This is a genomic window from Barnesiella sp. An55 (genome assembly GCF_002161555.1).
GTDB lineage: Bacteria > Bacteroidota > Bacteroidia > Bacteroidales > Barnesiellaceae > Barnesiella > Barnesiella merdipullorum.
The window spans coordinates 205452-227043 of record NZ_NFHZ01000001.1 but is presented as its reverse complement, the minus strand read 5'-3'; the positions used below and the strand labels follow the sequence as shown (position 1 = coordinate 227043).

The 21592-nt window shown below is 49.2% G+C and carries 20 protein-coding genes; 17 read left to right on the top strand and 3 right to left on the bottom strand.

What is annotated here, in order from left to right; translation table 11 throughout:
- Positions 1-174 precede the first annotated feature (174 nt).
- The 3 genes from aspS to B5G10_RS00925 are packed head-to-tail and all read left to right on the top strand — an operon-like array spanning position 175 to position 3810.
- The gene (gene aspS, locus B5G10_RS00935) at positions 175-1929 is read left to right on the top strand and encodes an aspartate--tRNA ligase (protein WP_087422893.1); all 1755 of its coding nucleotides are present in this window, start codon (positions 175-177) and stop codon (positions 1927-1929) included.
- A 6-nt stretch (positions 1930-1935) separates the two neighbouring features.
- A complete protein-coding gene (locus B5G10_RS00930; protein WP_087422892.1) occupies positions 1936-3033 on the top strand; it encodes a Nif3-like dinuclear metal center hexameric protein in 1098 nt (365 codons plus the stop codon).
- Between the two features lie 3 nt (positions 3034-3036).
- Positions 3037-3810 carry a C4-type zinc ribbon domain-containing protein gene (locus tag B5G10_RS00925; protein ID WP_087422891.1) on the top strand — a complete coding sequence of 258 codons (774 nt, stop codon included), beginning with the start codon at positions 3037-3039 and terminating at the stop codon, positions 3808-3810.
- Between the two features lie 76 nt (positions 3811-3886).
- Here the strand turns inward: B5G10_RS00925 and B5G10_RS00920 are convergent, their stop codons facing one another.
- The 3 genes from B5G10_RS00920 to ppk1 form a co-directional block, all read right to left on the bottom strand.
- Positions 3887-4963: a choloylglycine hydrolase family protein gene (locus B5G10_RS00920; RefSeq protein ID WP_087422890.1), complete on the bottom strand. Its 1077-nt coding sequence runs from the start codon at positions 4961-4963 to the stop codon at positions 3887-3889.
- 250 nt (positions 4964-5213) lie between these two features.
- Positions 5214-6161, bottom strand: a complete 948-nt coding sequence (locus tag B5G10_RS00915) for a hypothetical protein (protein WP_143241020.1) — start codon at positions 6159-6161, stop codon at positions 5214-5216.
- A 123-nt stretch (positions 6162-6284) separates the two neighbouring features.
- Entirely contained in the window at positions 6285-8384 is a 2100-nt protein-coding gene (ppk1, locus tag B5G10_RS00910; RefSeq protein ID WP_087422888.1) for a polyphosphate kinase 1, read from the bottom strand.
- Positions 8385-8574: 190 nt separating this feature from the next.
- On the opposite strand from ppk1, the gene B5G10_RS00905 reads away from it, so the two are divergent.
- The 14 genes from B5G10_RS00905 to B5G10_RS00840 all read left to right on the top strand — a co-directional run bounded on the left by B5G10_RS00905 (position 8575) and on the right by B5G10_RS00840 (position 21561).
- On the top strand, positions 8575-8862 hold the full coding sequence (locus tag B5G10_RS00905; protein ID WP_087422887.1) for an HU family DNA-binding protein: 288 nt from the start codon (positions 8575-8577) through the stop codon (positions 8860-8862).
- Positions 8859-10301 carry an HU family DNA-binding protein gene (locus tag B5G10_RS00900; RefSeq protein WP_087422886.1) on the top strand — a complete coding sequence of 481 codons (1443 nt, stop codon included), beginning with the start codon at positions 8859-8861 and terminating at the stop codon, positions 10299-10301. The genes B5G10_RS00905 and B5G10_RS00900 overlap by 4 nt, the downstream gene beginning before the upstream one ends.
- A 166-nt stretch (positions 10302-10467) precedes the next feature.
- Positions 10468-11463 carry a MoxR family ATPase gene (locus B5G10_RS00895; RefSeq protein WP_087422885.1) on the top strand — a complete coding sequence of 332 codons (996 nt, stop codon included), beginning with the start codon at positions 10468-10470 and terminating at the stop codon, positions 11461-11463.
- 27 nt (positions 11464-11490) lie between these two features.
- Positions 11491-12360, top strand: coding sequence for a DUF58 domain-containing protein (locus B5G10_RS00890; RefSeq protein WP_087422884.1), 870 nt, complete (start codon positions 11491-11493; stop codon positions 12358-12360).
- A gap of 18 nt (positions 12361-12378) precedes the next feature.
- Positions 12379-13368, top strand: coding sequence for a DUF4381 family protein (locus tag B5G10_RS00885; protein WP_087422883.1), 990 nt, complete (start codon positions 12379-12381; stop codon positions 13366-13368).
- Between the two features lie 50 nt (positions 13369-13418).
- Positions 13419-14402 (top strand): VWA domain-containing protein, encoded by a 984-nt coding sequence (locus tag B5G10_RS00880; protein ID WP_087422882.1) that lies wholly within the window; start codon positions 13419-13421, stop codon positions 14400-14402.
- Between the two features lie 13 nt (positions 14403-14415).
- Complete coding sequence (locus B5G10_RS00875) at positions 14416-15438, top strand: VWA domain-containing protein (protein WP_087422881.1); 1023 nt, start codon at positions 14416-14418, stop codon at positions 15436-15438.
- A gap of 24 nt (positions 15439-15462) precedes the next feature.
- A complete protein-coding gene (locus B5G10_RS00870) occupies positions 15463-16293 on the top strand; it encodes a tetratricopeptide repeat protein (protein WP_087422880.1) in 831 nt (276 codons plus the stop codon).
- A 29-nt stretch (positions 16294-16322) separates the two neighbouring features.
- Positions 16323-18119 (top strand): BatD family protein, encoded by a 1797-nt coding sequence (locus B5G10_RS00865; RefSeq protein WP_087422879.1) that lies wholly within the window; start codon positions 16323-16325, stop codon positions 18117-18119.
- A gap of 14 nt (positions 18120-18133) precedes the next feature.
- The gene (locus B5G10_RS00860; RefSeq protein ID WP_087422949.1) at positions 18134-18883 is read left to right on the top strand and encodes a tetratricopeptide repeat protein; all 750 of its coding nucleotides are present in this window, start codon (positions 18134-18136) and stop codon (positions 18881-18883) included.
- A gap of 13 nt (positions 18884-18896) precedes the next feature.
- Positions 18897-19583, top strand: a complete 687-nt coding sequence (locus B5G10_RS00855; RefSeq protein ID WP_087422878.1) for a phosphatase PAP2 family protein — start codon at positions 18897-18899, stop codon at positions 19581-19583.
- 117 nt (positions 19584-19700) lie between these two features.
- Positions 19701-19961: a DNA-binding protein gene (locus B5G10_RS00850; protein WP_087407476.1), complete on the top strand. Its 261-nt coding sequence runs from the start codon at positions 19701-19703 to the stop codon at positions 19959-19961.
- A 17-nt stretch (positions 19962-19978) separates the two neighbouring features.
- Positions 19979-21091, top strand: coding sequence for a universal stress protein (locus tag B5G10_RS00845; RefSeq protein ID WP_087422877.1), 1113 nt, complete (start codon positions 19979-19981; stop codon positions 21089-21091).
- Positions 21092-21291: 200 nt separating this feature from the next.
- Positions 21292-21561 carry a co-chaperone GroES gene (locus tag B5G10_RS00840; RefSeq protein WP_087422876.1) on the top strand — a complete coding sequence of 90 codons (270 nt, stop codon included), beginning with the start codon at positions 21292-21294 and terminating at the stop codon, positions 21559-21561.
- Positions 21562-21592 lie beyond the last annotated feature (31 nt).

Below are 21592 nucleotides of genomic sequence, written 5' to 3'. Positions count from 1 at the left end.
AGCAAATTTACTGCTTTTTTTCGTATCGGCAACTATGCCTTTACATTTTTATCAAATTCTTGGGTAAAACATATCTGTTTACCGATGTTTTATTTTAATTTTGCATGGACATTCGGGTAATCTCGAGTGTCATAATAACCGAAATAAATAACAAACAAAATAAATTCTACAACAATGTATAGAACGAATACATGTGGAGAGTTACGGTTGAGCCATGTGGGTCAGAAGGTGACTTTGGCCGGTTGGGTACAACGTAGCCGTAAGATGGGTGGTATGACTTTTGTCGATTTGCGCGATCGCTATGGCATCACCCAGTTGGTATTTAACCAAGAGACCAATGCCGCTTTGTGCGACCAGGCCAATAAACTGGGCCGTGAATATGTGATACAGGTAACGGGCATGGTGACCGAGCGCTCAAACAAGAATCCCAATCTGCCGACGGGCGATATCGAAATCATTGCCGAGAAGTTGGTTGTGCTCCACACGGCCGAGACTCCGCCCTTTACTATCGAGGACGAGTCGGATGGTGGCGACGATATCCGTATGCAGTATCGTTATCTCGACTTGCGTCGTCCCATTGTACGCCGCAATCTCGAGTTGCGTCATAAGATGGCCTTTGAGGTGCGCCGTTATCTCGATGAGCTGAACTTCCTGGAGGTGGAGACCCCTGTACTTATCAAGTCAACTCCCGAGGGTGCTCGCGACTTTGTGGTGCCTTCGCGAATGAATCCGGGTGAGTTCTATGCATTGCCTCAGTCGCCTCAAACGCTGAAACAGTTGTTGATGGTATCGGGCTTCGATCGCTATTTCCAAATTGTGAAATGTTTCCGCGACGAAGACTTGCGTGCCGACCGTCAACCCGAGTTTACTCAAATCGACTGCGAGATGTCGTTTGTCGAGCAAGAGGATATTCTCAATATCTTCGAAGGAATGATCAAGCACCTGTTCAAGAAAATACGCGGTATCGAGTTTAACGAGCCTTTCCTGCGCATGACTTGGGCCGATGCCATGAAATACTACGGTAGCGACAAACCCGATATGCGATTCGGCATGCGCTTTGTCGAACTGAAAGATTTGACCGAGGGTCATAACTTCGGCGTATTCGACAGTGCCGAGTATGTGGGCGGTATCTGTGCCGAAGGGTGTGCCACCTATTCACGCAAGCAACTCGATGAGTTGACCGAGTTTGTGAAACGTCCGCAAATCGGTGCCAAGGGGCTGATTTATGTCCGCTTCGACGAGAACGGTACGCCCAAGTCTTCGGTCGATAAGTTCTACTCGGCCGACGACCTGAAGAAGTGGGGCGAACGTTTCGGTGCCAAACCGGGCGACCTGTTGCTGATTTTGGCCGGACCTACGATGAAAACACGCAAAGCCTTGTGCGAATTGCGCTTGGAGATGGGCTCTCGTCTGGGCTTGCGCGACAAAGATACATTTGCTCCGTTGTGGGTTATCGACTTCCCGCTGTTTGAGTGGGACGATGAGACTCAACGCTTCTATGCCATGCACCATCCCTTCACTTCGCCCAAAGCCGAAGATATCCCCTTGCTCGATACCGATACGGGCGCTGTGCGAGCCAATGCCTACGATATGGTTATCAACGGTGTGGAACTGGGCGGTGGTTCTATCCGTATCCACGACAGCGAGTTGCAAGATCACATGTTCCGCCTGTTGGGATTCACCGAAGAGCAGGCCGAAGCTCAGTTTGGCTTCCTGATGAATGCCTTCAAATACGGTGCTCCTCCTCATGGAGGTTTGGCCTTCGGTCTCGACCGTTTGGTATCGATGTTTGCCGGGCTCGACTCCATACGCGACTGCATCGCATTCCCCAAAAACAACTCGGGCCGCGATGTCATGCTCAATGCGCCGTCGGCATTGGACGATTCGCAACTGAAAGAACTGTGTATCAAGGTTGATTTAAAGGATTAGAAGCAAGTGGTAATTCTGAATGATATCATAGAGGCCATTGAGTCGGTAGCACCTGTTGCTTGGCAAGAGTCTTACGACAATGCCGGGTTGCAGGTAGGCAACCGTTTCCAATCGGTATCGGGCGCAGTGGTGTGTCTCGATGTGACCGAGGGGGTTGTCGATGAAGCGATTGCACTGGGGTATAATCTCATTGTGTCGCATCACCCTTTGTTGTTCAAAGGGTTGAAGACAATTACGGGGAATAGCTGTGTCGAACGCATAGTCATTAAGGCCATCCAGCACAACATAGCTATTTATGCCGCTCACACCAATCTCGACAATGCTCCGGGTGGAGTCTCGTTCAGAATGGCTCAAAAACTGGGGTTGACAGCCGTTCGGGTACTCGATCCCATGCCCGGGTTGTTGATGAAACTGGTCACCTATGTGCCGGTGTCTCATGTCGAGCAGGTGAGAACTGCGCTTTTCGAGGCAGGTGCCGGACATATAGGAAATTACGATCAATGCAGTTTCGGCCAAGAAGGTGAGGGGACGTTCCGCCCCGGGTTGCAGGCGCATCCCTATTGTGGCACCGTAGGAGAACTGCATCACGAGGCCGAGACGCGCCTCGAGGTGATTGTTCCCGCCTATATGCAGGGAGCCGTCATGGCAGCTCTGAAGGGGAGCCATCCCTATGAAGAGCCTGCTTTCGACTGGATACCTCTTGCCAACCGTTGGGAGCAGGTGGGCTCTGGTGTAGTAGGTAATCTGCCCGAACCGATTGACGAGATGCTGGTGCTGGAAAAGTTGAAAGACACTTTTGCCGTAGGGTGTGTGAAACATTCGCCTCTGCACGGACGTAAAATTTCGCGCATAGCCCTGTGTGGCGGAGCCGGAGCATCGTTCATGTCGAAAGCCGTAGCGGCCGGAGCCGATATGTTTGTGACGGGTGAGATCAGGTATCACGATTATTTCGAATTTGAATCTCGCATCTTGTTGGCCGAAATAGGTCATTATGAGAGTGAACAATATACAAAAGAGATTTTTTGTGAGATAATTCAAAAAAAATTCCCTACCTTTGCAATCCATTCTACACAGGTAGATACAAATCCGATAAATTATTTGTAAAGTATGGCTACTGACAAAACAAAAGCTGAAAAAGAATATACAGTGGAAGAGAAGTTGAAGACACTGTACGATTTGCAAACCATTCTCTCGGAGATCGATAGAATAAAAACGTTGAGAGGGGAGTTGCCTCTCGAAGTTCAAGACCTCGAAGACGAAATTGCCGGTCTTGAAACCCGTATCAAAAACTACCATACCGAGATAGAAGATCTGAAAGCTGCCGTAGCGGCCAAGAAGGTAGAAATACAGAACGCACAGGCTCTCATCGATAAATATACCAAGCAACAGGACAATGTGCGCAACAACCGCGAATTTGATTTCTTGTCGAAAGAGATAGAATATCAGACACTTGAAATTCAATTGTGCGAAAAGCGTATCAACGAGTATATTGCTTCACAAGAGGCCAAGAGCAAAGAGGTAGCTGCTTCGGAAGAGGTGTTGCAGGATCGTCAGCACATCCTGGCCGAAAAGAAGAGCGAGCTCGACGAAATCGTTTCGGAGACGAAACAAGATGAAGAGAAGTTGAGAGAGAAGGCCAAAAAACTCGAAAACAAGGTTGAGCCCCGTTTGCTCACGGCTTTCAAACGTATTCGTAAGAATGCCCGCAACGGTTTGGCTGTGGTCTATATCCAACGTGATTCTTGCGGTGGTTGCTTCAACCGCATCCCGCCTCAAAGACAGCTCGATATCAAGATGCGTAAAAAAATTATCGTTTGTGAATATTGCGGACGCATCATGATCGATCCCGAACTTGCCGGTGTAAAAGAAGAGCAACATTAATTAAAAGGCTATTATACAGAAACCGCCAGTCAACCAAGTTGACTGGCGGTTTCGTTTTTTATAGTCTGGTGAGTCTCTACTTGACTTGAATGGTTTGTATGGGTTGTTGCTTGGTGGTATCAAGCGGGTGAGCCTGATACTTAACCCGGCCGAAGTTGATGGTCTTCAGATCGAAGCAACGGATGGCACTGTTGTACATGGTGCGGTAGTAGAGCATCCGGCGGGTAGGGTCGGCCGACGAGGCCCACTGGGTAGCACTGGGAATATCGGTCGGAGTCTGCCCGGCCAGAAATTCGCTCCCGATGGGAATGTCGAAGTTGTTGAGTATATGAAAACTTTGAGTAACAGCCTCGGTCGCCGTGGCTTGTTGTGGCGCCGTGGTTTGGTAAAAGGCTGCTCTCACGAAGCGGGAGGGAGGTGTGATGTCGCCGGGAAGTCCCAGGAATCCACTGCCGGCACCAAACGACGAGAGTTGAATGTCGCCGAATGATTTTGTCGCCGCCGTCCCCGAGTAGAGATTGACGTAATTGTTCAGGTTGGTTATCTGCCAGTCGAATCCGGGAGAGTTGGTAAGTACTCCCAGCTTATTTTCATAGAATCGAGGTTCTCCGTCAATAATCTCGAGTACGACCTGGCGTCCCGAGACGTCGGTCATGCGCCAGTGAACGGTCGATGCTCTCGGGTCTATCGATATGACATGCACGGTTTTCAATCCTTCGACAGCTTCATCGACCGTCGAGAAGTTACCGAGAATCCACGCAACCAGTTGCAGGTCGGCGATGCTCGATGACTGTTGGGCCGGATTGTAGTCCTCGTATTGTCCGTACCCGGGGAAGTAGAAGAGTCCGGCCGACAGCCCTGCTTCGTTCAGCCCCTCGGCCACGAACTCTTTTTGTTCAACCGCCAGCCCCACGTAGCCATATCGAGCCTTAAATGTCATGCCAGTTTGTTGTCCTCCTGGTACATAAGAGCGTTGTTCATATCCACGGGGTACAATCACATATTGGCTATTCAGGTCGCTGCCACCCCATTCGATGGTGCGGGCTACAATTTTAGAGCCGTCCTTTACCGTGAGGGTGATACCGGTACAGCTCCAGGCCGATGGAATCGAGAGGGCTGCAACCGCAATCAGTAGGGAAAATAATCGCTTCATTGTTGCTATATGTTAAGTTAGAAATAATGACCCGGTTTCGAAGAAACGAGCATCTATTCAAAGATAGATAAAATTTGTAAAGTAGCAGGCTGTAAGCCCGTTTTTTCGCTTGGAAATCTTTCCCGTCGGTCTTTTTTATAAACACACAATGCTTGCGAAATGTTTGGACCCGGGGCGGAAGGATAGAATGGTAAAAAAATACCGGCCGAGAAACTTCGGCCGGTATGATATGATTTCTTCTTTGATGAGTTTAGAATCGGAAACTGAGGTAGAGATAGGTACCCGATGCTTTCCACGTTTGTTTCTCGCCGTCGATTTTGTATGAGGTGGAGCCCCAACGGTATTCAACTCCCAGCGAGATAACCTTGTACGACGCCGCCAGACCGGTGTTGAAGTAGGAGGCATAGTTCCCCTTGAATTCATTACCGTCGGTATTAAACATCATCGAGTAGGTGGGGTCGTAACGGAAATAGACATTGAGTTTCAGAAAATCTACCGGGTTGACAGTGATTGACGGACCAAACTGCATGGAGACCTCTCCTTTGTAAATGTCGTTGTTGTCTTTTTCTCTGAAACTTTCTCCGTTGTCATATTGGGCGACGGCAATGTCGAAGAACGTCCAGTCGAGCCCGAATTTCAACATGCCGAACAGCGGCTTCTTATGCAAGTAGTAGGTCTTGCCGCGCGAGATGGAGAAAGCGAAATTGCTACTCAGTTTCTCTTGACCGTCTCCTCGATCGAGCGAGAGCATACCATAGGCAATATTGAAGTATGTTCTGTTGCTCCAAATTTTTTCCTGCTTAGCCATATAATCGAGTTTGTCGTTCATCTCCTGGGTGAGGTTGACCAGCGAGGTGTTGAGGCTATCGACTTGATTCTCTAATGCATTTATACGATTGTGGCATATGAAGAGCGAGTCTTTCAACCGTTCATTTTCAACCGACAAGGCATTGTATTTGCCCAGCAATGATTTCTGTACTCCGTCGAGCGAGTCTTTGCTCGCTTTGAGTAGCATGTGCTTGTTTTTGAGCGTGGCATTTTCCTCGGTCAACGCATGGTTGGCTGACGTTTTTTCGTCGATGACTTTCTGCATGACACCGATCGAATCTTTCAACATTTGATTTTGTTTCTTCAAGGTTTGAGCCGATAGCGAGGTTATCGACATGCCAATGAGGAATAGTAGTGCAATTCTTTTCATAATTCTCTTATTACCCTTGTTCCCGACAAAAATATGAAAAAAGAATAAGGTATGTGTAATAATCTTGATTCTTTTGTGTCACAATATTGACTTTTCAAAATCGAATACCCAATGGGACGACGTCTAACTGATAAAAATCTCGGGCATACCGGTCGAAGAGTCGGGGGTGGAGTATTCGGCCAAAAGATTGAAGCAAAGTCGTTGGGATCGTATTTTGGGGCCCTCGTTGCGAACGTAATGATTTTCGAGGTATTCATCGATATAGCAGGCTTTTACATTGTCGCGAAGTTGCAGATCGATGACCGACATGATTTCGTTTTTGATATGTTGGTCGAGAATGGGTACGGCCGTTTCGATGCGGCGGTTCAGGTTACGGCGCATCCAGTCGGCCGATGCCAGATACACCTCTTCGCGTCCACCGGCATAGAAATACCAGATGCGGGCATGCTCGAGGTATGAGTCGATGATGCGGGTCATGTGTATGTTGCGGCTGTAGGGCTGATTGGGTACCAGGCAGTTGATACCTCGTACCAGAAGATCGATGTGAACACCCGCCTCGCTGGCATCGTAGAGAGCGTCGATCATACCGGTATCGTGCAGGCCGTTCATCTTCAAGATGATATGAGCCTTTCGGCCTTGGCGGGCCTCTTCCATTTCGAAGCGGATTTTTTGTTTCAATACATCGACCATGTTGAACTGGGCTACGAGCAGGGTCTTGAAGTCGCGGTCGGTTGATGAACCGTCGAGAATGGAGAAGAGCTTATCCAGTTCTCCCGTGATCTGGTTGTTGACAGTAAACAGGCCCATATCGGAATAGATTCGGGCTGTATCTTCGTTGAAGTTACCGGTACTCAGGAAGGCATAGGCTTGGGGTTGCGATGAATCGGCCGGGGCACACTTGATGAGTAGAGCCTTGGCATGGACTTTCAATCCCGGGGTACTATATACGATACGTACACCTGACTCTTGCATCAGTTCCGAGGTGATGATGTTGTTCTCTTCGTCGAATCGGGCCTTTATCTCCACATATACCGTTACCCGTTTTCCCCGTTTGGCAGCATAGAGCAACCGGTCAATGACCTCAGAATTTTCGGCCACCCGATACTGGGTGAGTTTGATATCGGTCACGGTAGGGTCGTCGGCAGCCTCGGTAAGAAACCGGGTGAGGTAGTCGAACGACTGGTAGGGGAAATGTATCAAGAAGTCGCGATGCCGAATCACCTCGAACATCGACCGGGCGTTGTCGAAGATAGGCAACCGCATGGGCGAGGGTAGGGTCTCGCTCAGCACCTTGCCCGTGAGATTGGGCAACTTGGTGAGATCCTCCAGGTTCAGGTAACGGCTCGAGCGGATACACTGTCCGTGTGGAATGTCGTAGGCCTCGCAGATATACTCGAGCATGTCGCGGGGCATACTGGCATCATAGACCAACCGGTTGGCATTACCTATCTTGCGCTTCTTGACCCGCTTGCGCACGGCATCGACAATGTTGACTCCCTCTTTGGGCTCAATCGAAAAATCGGCGTCGCGCGAGACTCGTATGGCATAGTGCGAGTCAATGTCGAATCCCGGGAAGACGATATCGAGGTTCAGAGCGATCATATCGTCGATAAACATCACATAACTCTTCCCGTTGTAAGGGGTCAGATTGATAAATCGCGGAACCTTGCTGAACGGAATCTTTATCTGGGCATAGAAAGGTTGTCGGTCGGGGTTGTTGCGTTCGCTCTTTCGGTACATCTTGATGGCCAGGTAGAGGCGGTTGTCGCGCAGGAAAGAGACGATGTCGTCTTTCAAAATCAACACCGGTTGTAGAAAAGGAAATACCTCTTCCTTAAAAAAGTTGCGTACCTCTTGCCGGTGAAACTCCTCGATCTTCTCCTGGTGGTACAGCACCATACCCTCGCTCTCGAGTTCGGGTATAATGTCGTTGAAGAAAAACTTGTTGAAGATATCGACCTGGCGGTTTACCTCGCGGTTGATCGACTCGAGAGTGCGTTCGGCCTGTCCCTTCTCCTCCTCGTCTTTGGAAGGGTCGGATAGAATCTGGTGATATTCCGAAACCCTCACACGGTAAAACTCCTCCTGGTTCGACTGGTATATCGACAGGAATCTGATGCGGTCGAACAACGGTACCGTTTTGTCCATCGCCTCCATCAACACCCGATAATTGAAAGATAACCAACTGATATCGCGCTTGAAGTATTTCCGAACATTTTCCATAGTCGTTGCCGTAAGGGTTAAGTAACGGTAAATATACAAATAATGTGTGGGTGTACAAATTTTTTCTCGCAAATCTGCATGTGCCGTATCAACATCTCTTCGGTTGTTTTTTGCAATTATTCCGCAGAAAATTTATAAATTTGCCGATAGCGAATAAGGCCCTGGCAGGGGCTTGGAAATACAGTTGGTCATGGATCACAAAACTTTTTTGACGCAATTGCAGAGCCGTTTGGGCAAGGATAAAGGAGAGGTCGAGGAGTATATGTCGGCATTTCTCCAAATCATGAAAGAGCGTTGCTCGCAGATGGACTCGGTGGCGATTCAAGGGTTCGGTTCCTTCGAACCGAAAAAGAAACTGGAGCGGGTTGTCGTGAATCCTGCGACAGGCAAACGCATGCTCGTACCACCTAAAATGATCTTGTCGTTTAAACCGGGCAGCGCCATTAAAATGAAACTCAAAATGCTCTCGTCGAAATGAATGAAAAAATATCTTTCCCCGATTTAGTCACTTTGCTCGCAGCAAAACTGAATGTGACGAAGAAGGAGGCCGAGGCTTTTCTCAAAGAATTTTTCACGGTCTCGACCGAGGTTATCTCGTCGGGCGAGGAGTTGAAAATAAACGACCTGGGGGTATTCAAGCCCATTTGGGTAGAATCTCGCGCCAGTGTAAATGTGCAGACAGGCGAGCCGGTCGAAATTCCCGGGCATTACAAATTGTCGTTCGTCCCCGATAAAGTCTTGCGCGAAGCCGTGAATGCACCCTTTTCGAGTTTTTCGGTCGAGATTCTCAACGACCACGTATCGACAGAACAGATGATGGCTGTGGACAATGATGAGCCGCTCGACGATAGCGATACCGATCGAGACGAGATGGAGCCGGAACAACTCGAGGAACCGGTAGCTCCCGAGGAGTCTGCAACCCAGGAAGCAGAACAGAAAGAGGCAGAACCCGATGCGGGTCATGTCGAGGAACCTGTTGCCAATGAATCGTTGACCAATGAGGCCGATGAACCGATTGCCGAGCCGTTACCCGAGGTAGATATACCGACTGCGGAACTAGAAGCGTCGTGTGAACCTGTATCTGGAACTGACGCCGAGTCCAAACTTGAACCGGAGGTGACAGCCGAAGCCGACAATCATTTGCCCGAGCCCGAGCCCGAACTTGTAGCCGAGGAGGCTCCCGTGACAGAGGAGTCCTCGCTCCCCGAGCAACTTCCCGGTACGGCTGAAGAAAAGAAATCTGAAACCGAAGAAGTCTCAGCTCAAGAACAACCCCAGCCATCCATCGATGATGAAGTGGATTATTATCACGACTACCTGCAAAAGTCATCTTCGCGAAAAGCCTTTTGGTGGGGCGCTCTTGCAGGATTTGGTGTGGTGATACTCCTTGGTGTGGTCGCTTGGTTCTTTCTGCGAGGTGACAGTGGAATAAAGATAGGCGAATACACATTATCCCTTACCGACAGTGAGGTATTCGCATCCCAGGAAACCGAGAACAAAATTGCCGACACGGTTGTTGTACCAGAGCCAATGGATACGGCTGCGGTTGTCGAACCCGTCGAAGAAGATACACTGCTCGATGAGCCCGTGGCACAACCAGCCGAGTCGGTCAAGCCGGTACAGCCCGAGAAGAAAGTAACCCCGGCACCGGTGCAACCTGCGGCAAAACCGGTGGTCGAGACCATTCGCTCGGGAGTATTCCTCACGACATTGGCTCGTAAATATTTTGGGCATAAAACCTTTTGGGTGTATATCTATGAAGAAAACAAGGGGATAATTACCAATCCCAATCAAGTACCCATTGGCACTCGGTTGATTATTCCCGATGCTTCGAAATATCACATCGACGCCAAAGATCCACATTCGGTCGAGACAGCCAAAGCACTGGCCGTGAAGATTCTGAGCAAGTATGAGTGATCGGTAGCTGAGTCGTTGACCCAAGAGGTTGGCGACTTAGTCTTTTTTAATTAAATGGTTAGCCATTTTTAACACGATAGGGGTGATATAGAGCCTGTCTATCGCTAATTTTGCGAGAGATAAAGTAAAAAAACGTATAAATTGAAAATATAAAAAGAGAAAACGTATGAGTGAAACAGTTGATATTCGGGAGTTGAACGACCTGATTGCCAGCAAGAGTTCGTTCGTGAACATGATTACACAGGGCATGGACCAGGTGATTGTGGGTCAGAAACATCTGATCGATTCGTTGATGATCGGTTTGCTTTCCAACGGTCACATCCTGCTCGAAGGTGTACCGGGTTTGGCCAAGACGTTGGCCATTAAGACGCTGGCTTCGCTGATCGACTCGAAATACAGCCGCATCCAGTTCACCCCCGACCTGTTGCCGGCCGACGTGGTGGGTACCATGGTCTATAGCCAGGCCAAGGAGCAATTCCAAATCAAGAAAGGTCCCATCTTTGCCAATTTCGTGTTGGCCGATGAAATAAACCGTGCCCCGGCCAAAGTACAGAGTGCGTTGCTCGAGGCCATGCAGGAGCGTCAGGTGACCATTGGCGAGAAGACATTCCAACTCGACGATCCCTTCCTGGTAATGGCTACGCAGAACCCCATCGAGCAGGAGGGTACCTATCCGCTGCCCGAGGCACAAGTCGATCGTTTCATGCTCAAAGTGATTATAGGCTATCCCAAAAAAGAGGAGGAGAAACAGATTATCCGTCAAAATATCAGCGGCCGCAAAATCGAGATCAAGCCTGTGCTGAAACCTTCGGAGATTATCGAGGCTCGCGAGATTGTGCAAAAGGTCTATATCGACGAGAAAATCGAGCGTTACATCGTCGATATCGTTTTCGCTACCCGTTTCCCGCAAGATCATGGCTTGAGCGACTTGAAAGATATGATTTCGTTTGGAGCTTCGCCTCGTGCCTCCATCAACTTGGCATTGGCCGCTCGTGCCTACGCCTTCTTGAAACAACGGGGCTATGTGATTCCCGAGGATGTGCGTGCCGTATGTCACGACGTGCTGCGTCATCGTATCGGGCTCAGCTACGAAGCCGAAGCCAACAACATGACCGCCGAAGAGATTATCAGCGAAATACTCAACAAGGTCGAAGTACCCTAAATAATCGGTTAGGGAGAGCTGCTGTTTATGGAAACCAGTGAACTGTTAAAAAAAGTACGTCATATCGAGATAAAGACGAGAGGTCTCTCGCGCAATATCTTTGCGGGGCAATACCACTCGGCTTTCAAGGGGAGGGGTATGGCCTTCTCCGAGGTGCGCGAGTACCAGTATGGCGACGATGTGAGAGATATAGACTGGAATGTGACAGCCCGCTACAACAAACCCTTTGTGAAAGTTTTTGAAGAAGAACGAGAACTGACGGTAATGTTGTTGGTCGATGTCTCTGCCAGCCGCAACTTTGGAGCCGTGGGAGAGGCCAAGCGAGAAATGATGGCCGAAGTCGCAGCCACGATTGCCTTCTCGGCCATACAGAACAACGACAAGATAGGCATGATTTTCTTCTCGGACCGCATCGAGAAGTTTATCCCGCCCAAGAAGGGACGCAAACACATCCTCTATATCATACGCGAGTTGATCGATTTCACTCCCGAGAGCACGGGAACCGATATCGGTCTGGCTCTCGAGTATATGACCAATGCCATCAAGAAGCGCTGTACGACGTTTTTAATCTCCGATTTTATCGACAACGGCGATTACAAAAACGCCCTCTCCATTGCCAACCGCCGTCACGACCTGGTAGCCATACAGGTCTATGACCGCCGGGAGTCGCAACTGCCCAATGTAGGGCTCATCAAGTTGCAAGACTCCGAGCGGGGTGTCGAGCAGTGGGTCGATTCTTCTTCGGCAAGCGTGCGGGCCCGGTATGCCGAGTGGTGGAATACCCGGCAAGACAAGATGCAGGCGACCTTGCGCAAGAGTCGTGTCGATTTGGCTACGATTGCCACCGACGACGACTTTGTGGTTGCCCTTATGAATCTCTTCCAGCGAAGAGGATAATAAAAAATTCAGGATTCTATGAAAATACGATCTATCCTATTACGAGTGTTTGGCGGGTGCCTGCTCGTGTCGATGGGCACGATGGGTGCCATTGGCCAAAATCAGATTGTGGTGCGGGCACAGATGGACTCGGCGGCTATCATGATGGGCGACCAGACCACCGTGCACCTCGAAGTCTCGCAAGACAAAGGCAAGTTCGTGCGGATGCCCATTATCCAGGACACCCTGGTCGCCGGGGTGGAGGTGCTGAAGATCTCCAAACCCGATACGGTCGATTTGAAAAACAACCGCATACAAATTACCAACGAGGTTTTGGTTACCTCGTTCGACTCGGGCCTCTACTATCTGCCGCCTTTCAAGTATGTGATCGACAACGATACGTTCGAGACCCAGTCGCTCAGCCTTAAGGTTGTGCCTGTACCGGTCGATACGACTCATGCCGAGTTTGATATCAAGACCGTCGATGCCCCGCCTTTTGTCCTGTGGGATTATGTGCCGGTGTGGGTCCTCTATCTGCTCATTGCCCTGGTGGTAATTGCCGCCGGTATCTATGCCTACTGGCGCTGGGGCCGCAAAGCGAAGGAGGGCGAGACTGTCGATGAAACACAGAAGATACCACCCTACGATCGGGCCATGCAGGCTTTGCACGAGTTGAAAGACTCGAAGCTGTGGCAGCAGGGACAAGAGAAAGCCTACTACACGACTTTGACCGAAATCCTGCGTGTATATATCGACCAGCGTTTCCACATCAACGCCATGGAGATGACCTCGACACAGATTATCGATACGCTGCGTCGCAATGAGGAGACCAAGGCTGTGAATCAGCAGCTGCGCGATATCCTCGCCATGGCCGACTTTGTGAAGTTTGCCAAGATGCGGCCGCTCCCCGATGACAACGAACAGGTGATGCGTTATGCCGAAACGTTTGTCGAAGAGACCAAACCCGAAGAACCGGCTCCCGAAGCTGATGCCGATAAAAAGGAAGAGACTTCGGCAAAAACCGAGTAAATGAAATGTAGAACTAAGGCTTATGATGGCTTTAAAATAAATTTTGAAAAATGGTATTTGCTAATCCTTTATATCTGCTACTGCTGTTGCTGATCATACCGGTTGTTGTGTGGTATGTTCTCAAGCAAAAGCATATGCAGGCCCCCTTGCAAGTCTCCACGACACAGCCGTTCGACAAGATGCCGCGCACCTACAAGATATACCTGCGCCATTTCGCTTTTGCACTGCGGGTTCTGGCAGTCGCTTTCCTGATTGTCGCGTTGGCTCGTCCGCAATCGACCGACAACTGGCAGAATTCCTCGACCGAGGGGGTGGACATCGTGCTGGCACTCGATATCTCGGGCAGTATGTTGGCCCGCGATTTTAACCCCGACCGGGTTGAGGCTGCCAAAGACGTAGCTGCCCAGTTTGTATCGGGGCGTGAGCACGATAACATTGGTCTGGTTATCTTTGCCGGCGAGAGCTTTACCATGTGTCCCATGACAACCGACCACGCCGTGCTGCTCAACCTCATGAAAGATGTGCATTGCGGTATGGTTGACGATGGTACTGCCATTGGCGACGGTCTGGCCACCGCCATCAACCGTATCAAAGATGGGCCGGCCAAGTCGAAAACAATCATTTTGCTTACCGACGGAACAAACAATGCCGGCGATATAGCCCCGGCCACGGCGGCGCAGATTGCCAAATCGTTTGGCATACATGTCTATACGATTGGGGTAGGAACCAAAGGCTTGGCCCCCACGCCGGTGCAGACGCCCTATGGCATTACCTACCAGAATATGCCGGTCGAGATGGACGAGGCTGCTCTGCAGCAAATTGCGGCTACGGCCGACGGAAAATACTTCAGAGCGACCAACAAGAACGTACTGAAGGGCATCTTTGAAGAGATTGATAAACTGGAGAAGACCAAACTCACTGTCAAGGAGTTCAGTGTAAAAGAAGAGGAATATACCCGATGGGCCGTTCTGGCACTTTTGTGCCTGGGACTGGAGATACTCCTTCGTCAAACGTTGTTGAAAAATATTCCTTAAAAAGAAGTTGATTATGTTTCGATTTGCACAACCCGAATTTCTATATCTGCTGATTCTCGTTCCCGTTTTGTGGGGACTCTTTATCTACGGGCGATATCGGTCGCGCCGCAATCTGGCCAAGTATGGCAACCCCTCGGTACTGGCGCCGCTCATGACCGATGTGTCGAAATACAAGCCGTGGATAAAATTCATCTTTCAGCAATTGGCATTCATTGTCATTATATTCATGTTGGCCCGGCCTCAGTTCGGGTCGAAACTCGAGACGGTCAAGAAACAGGGCGTCGAGATTATGATTGCCCTCGACGTATCCAACTCGATGATGGCCAAGGATATTGCCCCCAATCGGCTCGAAAAGGCCAAGATGATGCTTTCGAAACTGGTCGATGAACTCGACAACGACAAGATAGGCCTTATCGTCTTTGCCGGCGATGCCTACACGCAGTTGCCTATTACCTCCGATTTTGTCTCGGCCAAGATGTTCCTGAACACCATCAACCCCTCGATGGTACCCACGCAAGGTACAGCTATCGGGCAGGCCATCTCTACTGCCATGAATTCCTTCTCGCCCAACGAGAGTGTAGATAAAGCCATTATCGTCATTACCGATGCCGAGAACCATGAAGACGATGCCGCTCAAGTGGCCAAGGAGGCTGCCGAGAAGAACATCAAGGTCGATGTGATTGGTATCGGGTCGCTCGAGGGGGTACCCATCCCGATAGGAGAGAGCGAGACCAATTTTATCAAGGACCGCGATGGCAACGTGGTTATCACGAAATTGAACGAGGCTCTCGGTCAAGAGATTGCCAAGGCCGGTGCCGGTATCTATGTGAGAGCCGACAATACCAATGCCGCTTTGCGGGCTCTGACCTCCGAGGTGAAGAAAATGAAGAAAGCCGATCTCGAGAGCAAGGTCTATTCGCAATACGACGAGCAGTTCCAGGGGTTGGCCTGGATTGCCTTGGTATTGCTGCTGATCGATGTCTTTATCGTCGATCGCAAGAATAGCTGGCTGAAAAAGATAACATTCTTCTCATAAATTCTGGAAAATGTAAGTTGCAATATGAAAGCGATTAACTATATCATATGTTTTGTTCTGGCCGGTTGGGCACTGAATGTGTCGGCTCAAGGCAATGCGCCCGCCATGAAGCCTGCGGCTCAAACTGCCTCGGCAAAGGTCGAGCCTCCCAAAGAGAAGAAAATCGACCCCAAGACCGAGCGTAACTCCATACGCAAGGGGAACAGTCTGTTTAAAGATAAGAAATATACCGAGGCCGAAATCGAATACCGCAAGGCGCTCGAGGCCAATCCTTCGTCTGAGATTGCCACCTACAATTTGGGTGCATCTCTTTACAAGCAGCAAAAGTGGAACGATGCTCGTAACGAGTATATGAAGGTGGTGCAAGCCTCGTCCGATACCTTGCGCACGGCTCACGCTTGGCACAACCTGGGAAATATCTCGTTCCAGGAGAAGAACTATGCACGAAGTATCGAAGAGTATAAAAACTCTCTGCGTCGTAATCCCAAGGACAATGAAACCCGCTACAACCTGCGACTGGCTCAATTGTTGTTGAAGAAACAGCAGCAAGAGCAACAGAATCAGGACAAGAACCAGGATCAGAAAGATCAGAATAAGGATCAACAGAAAGATCAGAAAAAACAGGACCAGCAGGATCAGAATAAGAACAAGAACAACCAGAACAATCAAGACCAGAAAGATAATCAACAACAAAACAATCCTCAGCAACAGCAACCTCAGCAGCCGCAGATGTCGAAAGAGAATGCACAGCAAATTCTCGATGCCATCCAACAGGACGAGCGCGACACCCAGGAGAAAGTGCAAAGGGCTTTGATGCAGCAACAGAAGCGCAAAAAGACCGATAAGGAGTGGTAAAGGGGATATAACTTATATAAAAGAGAACGATGAAAAGATATTGGATTCTATTTTTCTCGCTGGTATGCGTCGCCTCGTTATGGGCCGATAACGTCCGGTTTTCGGTCAGTGGCCCCAGGCAGGTGATACAGGGACAGCAATTCCAACTGGAATATACCTTGTACAATGCCTCGGGTAAGAATTTGAGACTGCCCGAGTTCTCGGGATGCAAGGTATTGTACCAGGGAACAAGTTCGGGTACAAGCGTATCGGTTGTCAACGGTAAAGTCGATCGGCAGACGACCGAGACACACGTCATCACGCTTCGGGCCGACAAAGAGGGTAGCTATACTTTTTCGCCCGCCACTATCTCGGCCGATGGTCGCACACTCTCGACCAACACCTGGAAGTTGACGATTTTGCCTCCCGATAAAGCCGGAGCTTCGACAGGCCAATCGTCGGGTCGGTCGGGCGGACAAAGCAGCGACGGTACAGCCTTGTTTGTTCGTACCATACTCTCCAAGAGTAAAGTATATGAGCAAGAGGCCGTGCTGGCTACCATTAAGCTATATACGCAGGCTTCGGGAATTCAGGCCGAGAATTACAGTTTCCCCTCGTTCGAGGGCTTTGTAGTACAAGATATTGACTTGCCACAAAATACATCGTTCGACCTGGAAAATTACAACGGGGTGAACTATAAGGTCGCTGTTTTGAAACAGTGCCTGCTCTTTCCGCAACGTACGGGCAAGATAACCGTTACGCCGGGGAAATTTGATTTTCAGGTTCAGACTTATGAATTGGTGAACGGTCCTTTTGGCCCTATGCGAGTACCTCAAGGCGTGAGCCGATCGGTAAGTACAAATTCGGCAACGGTCGAGGTAATGTCTTTGCCCAGTGGAAAACCGGCTTCGTTCATGGGTGGGGTAGGCGACTTCTCGCTGAGCAGTTCCGTCAGTTCAACCCATGTCAAAGCCAATGAAGCCATTACGCTGAAATTGATCATCAAGGGCTCGGGAAACTTGAAGTATTTGAAGAATCCCGATTTGAAGTTGCCCAACGATTTTGAGACCTACGACCCTAAAGTCGATGTTTCGGTCAAAGCCTCGGCGGGTGGGGTGAGTGGTACCCGCACGGTGGAATATACGACCATACCTCGTTTTGCCGGCACATTCAAGATACCGGCTGTCGAGTTCTCTTACTTCGATATCAAGAGCAAGAGCTATAAAACCCTGCGTACCGAAGAGTATGAAATCACCGTCGATAAGGGAGCTCCCGGAAGCGGAGGAAAAGCCGCCAATTTCTCCAATAAGGAGGACTTGAAGCTGCTGAACCAGGATATTCATTATATCAAGCTCAACAACATGAATCTGGTTCAGACACCAACCGTGTATATAGGTAGCTGGACATACTGGTTGTGGTATATTATCCCGGCCCTGGCCTTTATCGTCTTTGTTATTATCAACCGCAAGCAGGCCAAAGCCAACGCCAATGTAGCCCTAATGAAGAACCGTAAGGCCAACAAGGTGGCTTCGAAACGTCTGAAGGTGGCCGGCAAGTATTTGAAGAATCACGACAAGGAGCATTTCTACGACGAGGTTCTCAAGGCTGTATGGGGATATTTGAGCGACAAACTTGGAATCCCGACTTCGGAGTTGACCAAAGACAATGTGGCAGCCGAGTTGGAGAAGTATGGAGCCGGAGCCGAACTGATAGCCGAGTTCAACGACATACTCGGTCGCTGTGAGTTTGCCCAGTATGCACCCTCCCAATCCGACGAAGCCATGGACGAACTCTATGCCCATACCGTCGGGGCCATAGGTAAAATGGAAAATACGGTGAAAAAGTAAAAAACACAATGAAGATGAAAAAGATAATTATATACCTGCTTTTCGTCGTTGCCGGCATCCCGGCAATGTATGGTCAGGAGACGCTCAAACAGGCCAACGATGCTTATGCTCAGGAGGATTATATCAAGGCCATCGAGTTGTATGAGCAGACGGCACGCGAACATGGCGTATCGGCCGACCTCTATTACAACCTGGGCAATGCCTATTACAAGCACAATGAGTTTGCCAAGGCCATTTTGAACTATGAGCGGGCCCTGTTGCTGAATCCCGGTGACGAAGATGCCCGTTTCAATCTCGATATGGCCAATACACACATCGTCGATAAAATCGATCCTGTGGGGCGTTTCTTCCTCTCGGTATGGATCGATACCCTGCGCAGCACCCTGTCGTCCAATGGGTGGGCTATAATAGGTATCGTAGCCTTTATTCTCTTTATAGGTGGATGCTATCTGTACCTCTTTACCAGCTCGGTGAGAAGTAAGAAGATTGGCTTCTTTGGTGGCATTGTCGTCTTGTTGATAGCCATTATGGCCAACTGGTTTGCATGGGGGTTGAGCAACAAGATGGAGAACCGCGACGAAGCCATCGTGTTTGCCGCTACGGTATCGGCCAAAAGTTCACCTGCCGAGAGCGGAACCGATCTCTTTGTGCTGCACGAAGGCACCAAGGTATCTATCCTGGGCAAGGTAAACGATTGGTACGAAGTGAGAATAAACGATGGCAATCGCGGGTGGTTGCCGGCCTCGGCAATAGAAATCATTTAATCGCGTATAACCGGTGCTGGAGCAATTGATCGAGTGGGATAAAGCGTTTTTTCTTTTCCTGAACAACACCCACACACAGTTCTTAGACCACTTCATGTGGATTTATACGGGGAGGCTCACATGGGCTCCGCTGGTTGTCTCTTTGTTGTTTGTCCTGTTTCGGAGGAATTGGAAAGAGGCCACGTTGGTAGTCGTAGCATTGGCCCTCACGATAACGCTGTGTGACCAGTTTGCCTCGACCCTGTGCAAACCCTATTTTGCCCGGTTTCGCCCGGCACAAGACCCCGAGTTCTCGCCCCTTGTCCAGATTGTGAACGGATACAGGGGAGGACGATATGGATTCATCTCGAGCCATGCGGCCAACAGCTTTGGAGCCGTTGTCTTGCTGTCGCTGATATTCCGCAATCGCCTCTTTACCGTTACCGCCATAGTTTGGGCCCTTGTCAACTGTTACTCCCGCATCTACCTGGGAGTACATTATCCCGGCGATATCCTGGCCGGGACGGTTGCCGGTATTGTCATCGCGTGGATCATATATATAATGTGGAAAAAAGTGCGCCTGTTCTTATGGCGAAGAAACATACTGGCCCGACGAGAATCGCCCTATGGGGGAGACCGTGATATTGCGATAGCAACCGGTGTCATCTATTTGAGCGTGGTAGCTATCTCGGTATATGCACTCATTGTAATCTATTTTTGAAAGCCGGTAAAATTTTGGCTGCAAAATTTGGAAATAAAGAAAATAGAACTTAAATTTATTGCGTATTCAAAAGAGTACAATTAACCGAATAATTAACCATAAAAAACCATTACCCTTATGACTAAGACAATCACATTTAACGAACTTCGTCGTATCAAAGACAGTTTGCCCGATGGTTCCATGCATAGAATAGCCGACGAGTTGAATGTTACCACCCAAACCGTGCGTAATTATTTTGGAGGAACCAATTATTCATTTGGGAAGAATTGTGGTCTGCATATCGAACCGGGCCCCGACGGCGGAATCGTTGTACTCGATAATACGCAAATATACGATATGGCTATCCGTATCTTGGAAGAAGAAAATAACAAAAAATAAAAGACAATAGATTGACAATGAAAAAGGATCGTCTCATCACACTGGCTATTCACACCTATCCGAAAGCTCTCATTCTGAAGGGCATTTTGGAGAGCCAGGGTATAGCCGTTACGATTCAAAATGTCAATCTGTTGAAGCCAGTCATTTCTCCGGGGGTGCGAGTGCGAATCCATGAACAGGATTTGCCTCACGCCCTCGAGATTTTAGAGACCGATCCTGTTTTCGGTAAATCGGACACGGTCTCGGAAAAACCGCAAAAGAACAGGATTCTTATTCCTATTGACTTCTCCGACTACTCCTTGATGGCGTGTCGGCTGGGGTTCGATTTTGCGGCGGCCCATCAGGCCGAGGTGGTATTGCTTCACACCTTTTTGTCTCCTTTCACCATGGGGTCTCTCTCGTTGGCCGAGACGATCAGTCATGAATTGAAAGAAAGTGAAGAACATAAACTGCTATTTGCAAAGGCTAATCGTGAGATGACATCCTTTTGTGAAAAGTTGCACCAGTTGATGGTCGAGGGTGAAATACCGCAGACACCCTTTATTTACCGGGTGTGCGAGGGTGTTCCCGAAGACACGATCATCCTGATGGCAAAAGAGTTGAACCCGTCGCTCATTGTTATGGGGTCAAGGGGAAAGACCCAGAAGGAGATAGACTTGATAGGAAGCGTTACTGCCGAGGTTGTAGATTATGGAAATTTCCCGGTATTTGCCATACCCGAGGGATTCAAATACACCCATGTGAGCGATATCAAGAATGTCGCATTCTTCACCAACTTCGATCAGCAGGATCTGATTTCACTCGATACGTTCATGCGCCTGTTCCATGATTATTCGTTCGGGATACGCTTTTTCCATTTGACCGAGAAAAGCGATGCCTGGACCGAAATCAAGTTGGCCGGTATCAGAGACTACTGCCAGTCGCACTATCCCGGCAGGGAAATCGACTACAAGATTATCGGAGAAGACAATTTCCTGGACAACGTAGAACGGCTTTTCCAGGAGGCCTCTATTGATGTCATGGTGGTTCCCAATCGCAAGCGCAATATCTTTGCACGCCTCTTCAATCCCAGCATTGCACATAAGATGCTGTTTCACACCGATACTCCGCTTATAGCCATACCCTCTTGAGCCCCTATTTGTCGCACTACTTGGTGCGAGAGGGTAGGAATCTTTGTCAGTTATTTATTAGCCTGTTTTTGCCCGGAGGTGACGTTTTGTCAGATTTCGGGTCAATAAATCTTTTGGCATGAAATTGGCTATATAACCAGTGTCTGCACAGACTGTGCAGATAGAGAAATTAAAAATAAGTATAACTAAAATAAATAACCATGACAATTAAACCGTTAGCAGACAGAGTATTGGTGCTTCCAGCTCCTGCAGAAGAGAAAACAATCGGCGGTATCATTATCCCCGATTCGGCCAAAGAAAAACCCCTCAAAGGTAAAGTAATAGCCATCGGCAATGGTACCAAAGACGAGGAAATGGTAGTTAAGCCCGGCGATACCGTTTTGTACGGCAAATATGCGGGCACCGAGATCGAATTGGACGGTGAGAAATATCTGATTATGAGACAATCGGATATTCTGGCTATCCTTTAATGCGTTTCATGTTTAATTTTAGAAGGAAAAA

Bases quoted from the DNA above. Each gene is read 5' to 3' on its own strand.
- B5G10_RS00920 (WP_087422890.1), bottom strand. From the start codon at position 4,963: ATGAAGCGATTATTTTCCCTACTGATTGCGGTTGCAGCCCTCTCGATT.
- B5G10_RS00870 (WP_087422880.1), top strand. From the start codon at position 15,463: ATGAAAGCGATTAACTATATCATATGTTTTGTTCTGGCCGGTTGGGCA.
- B5G10_RS00850 (WP_087407476.1), top strand. From the start codon at position 19,701: ATGACTAAGACAATCACATTTAACGAACTTCGTCGTATCAAAGACAGT.
- B5G10_RS00915 (WP_143241020.1), bottom strand. From the start codon at position 6,161: ATGAAAAGAATTGCACTACTATTCCTCATTGGCATGTCGATAACCTCG.
- B5G10_RS00925 (WP_087422891.1), top strand. From the start codon at position 3,037: ATGGCTACTGACAAAACAAAAGCTGAAAAAGAATATACAGTGGAAGAG.
- B5G10_RS00890 (WP_087422884.1), top strand. From the start codon at position 11,491: ATGGAAACCAGTGAACTGTTAAAAAAAGTACGTCATATCGAGATAAAG.
- ppk1 (WP_087422888.1), bottom strand. From the start codon at position 8,384: ATGGAAAATGTTCGGAAATACTTCAAGCGCGATATCAGTTGGTTATCT.
- B5G10_RS00885 (WP_087422883.1), top strand. From the start codon at position 12,379: ATGAAAATACGATCTATCCTATTACGAGTGTTTGGCGGGTGCCTGCTC.
- B5G10_RS00875 (WP_087422881.1), top strand. From the start codon at position 14,416: ATGTTTCGATTTGCACAACCCGAATTTCTATATCTGCTGATTCTCGTT.
- B5G10_RS00905 (WP_087422887.1), top strand. From the start codon at position 8,575: ATGGATCACAAAACTTTTTTGACGCAATTGCAGAGCCGTTTGGGCAAG.
- B5G10_RS00865 (WP_087422879.1), top strand. From the start codon at position 16,323: ATGAAAAGATATTGGATTCTATTTTTCTCGCTGGTATGCGTCGCCTCG.
- B5G10_RS00895 (WP_087422885.1), top strand. From the start codon at position 10,468: ATGAGTGAAACAGTTGATATTCGGGAGTTGAACGACCTGATTGCCAGC.
- B5G10_RS00860 (WP_087422949.1), top strand. From the start codon at position 18,134: ATGAAAAAGATAATTATATACCTGCTTTTCGTCGTTGCCGGCATCCCG.
- B5G10_RS00880 (WP_087422882.1), top strand. From the start codon at position 13,419: ATGGTATTTGCTAATCCTTTATATCTGCTACTGCTGTTGCTGATCATA.
- B5G10_RS00840 (WP_087422876.1), top strand. From the start codon at position 21,292: ATGACAATTAAACCGTTAGCAGACAGAGTATTGGTGCTTCCAGCTCCT.
- aspS (WP_087422893.1), top strand. From the start codon at position 175: ATGTATAGAACGAATACATGTGGAGAGTTACGGTTGAGCCATGTGGGT.
- B5G10_RS00900 (WP_087422886.1), top strand. From the start codon at position 8,859: ATGAATGAAAAAATATCTTTCCCCGATTTAGTCACTTTGCTCGCAGCA.
- B5G10_RS00845 (WP_087422877.1), top strand. From the start codon at position 19,979: ATGAAAAAGGATCGTCTCATCACACTGGCTATTCACACCTATCCGAAA.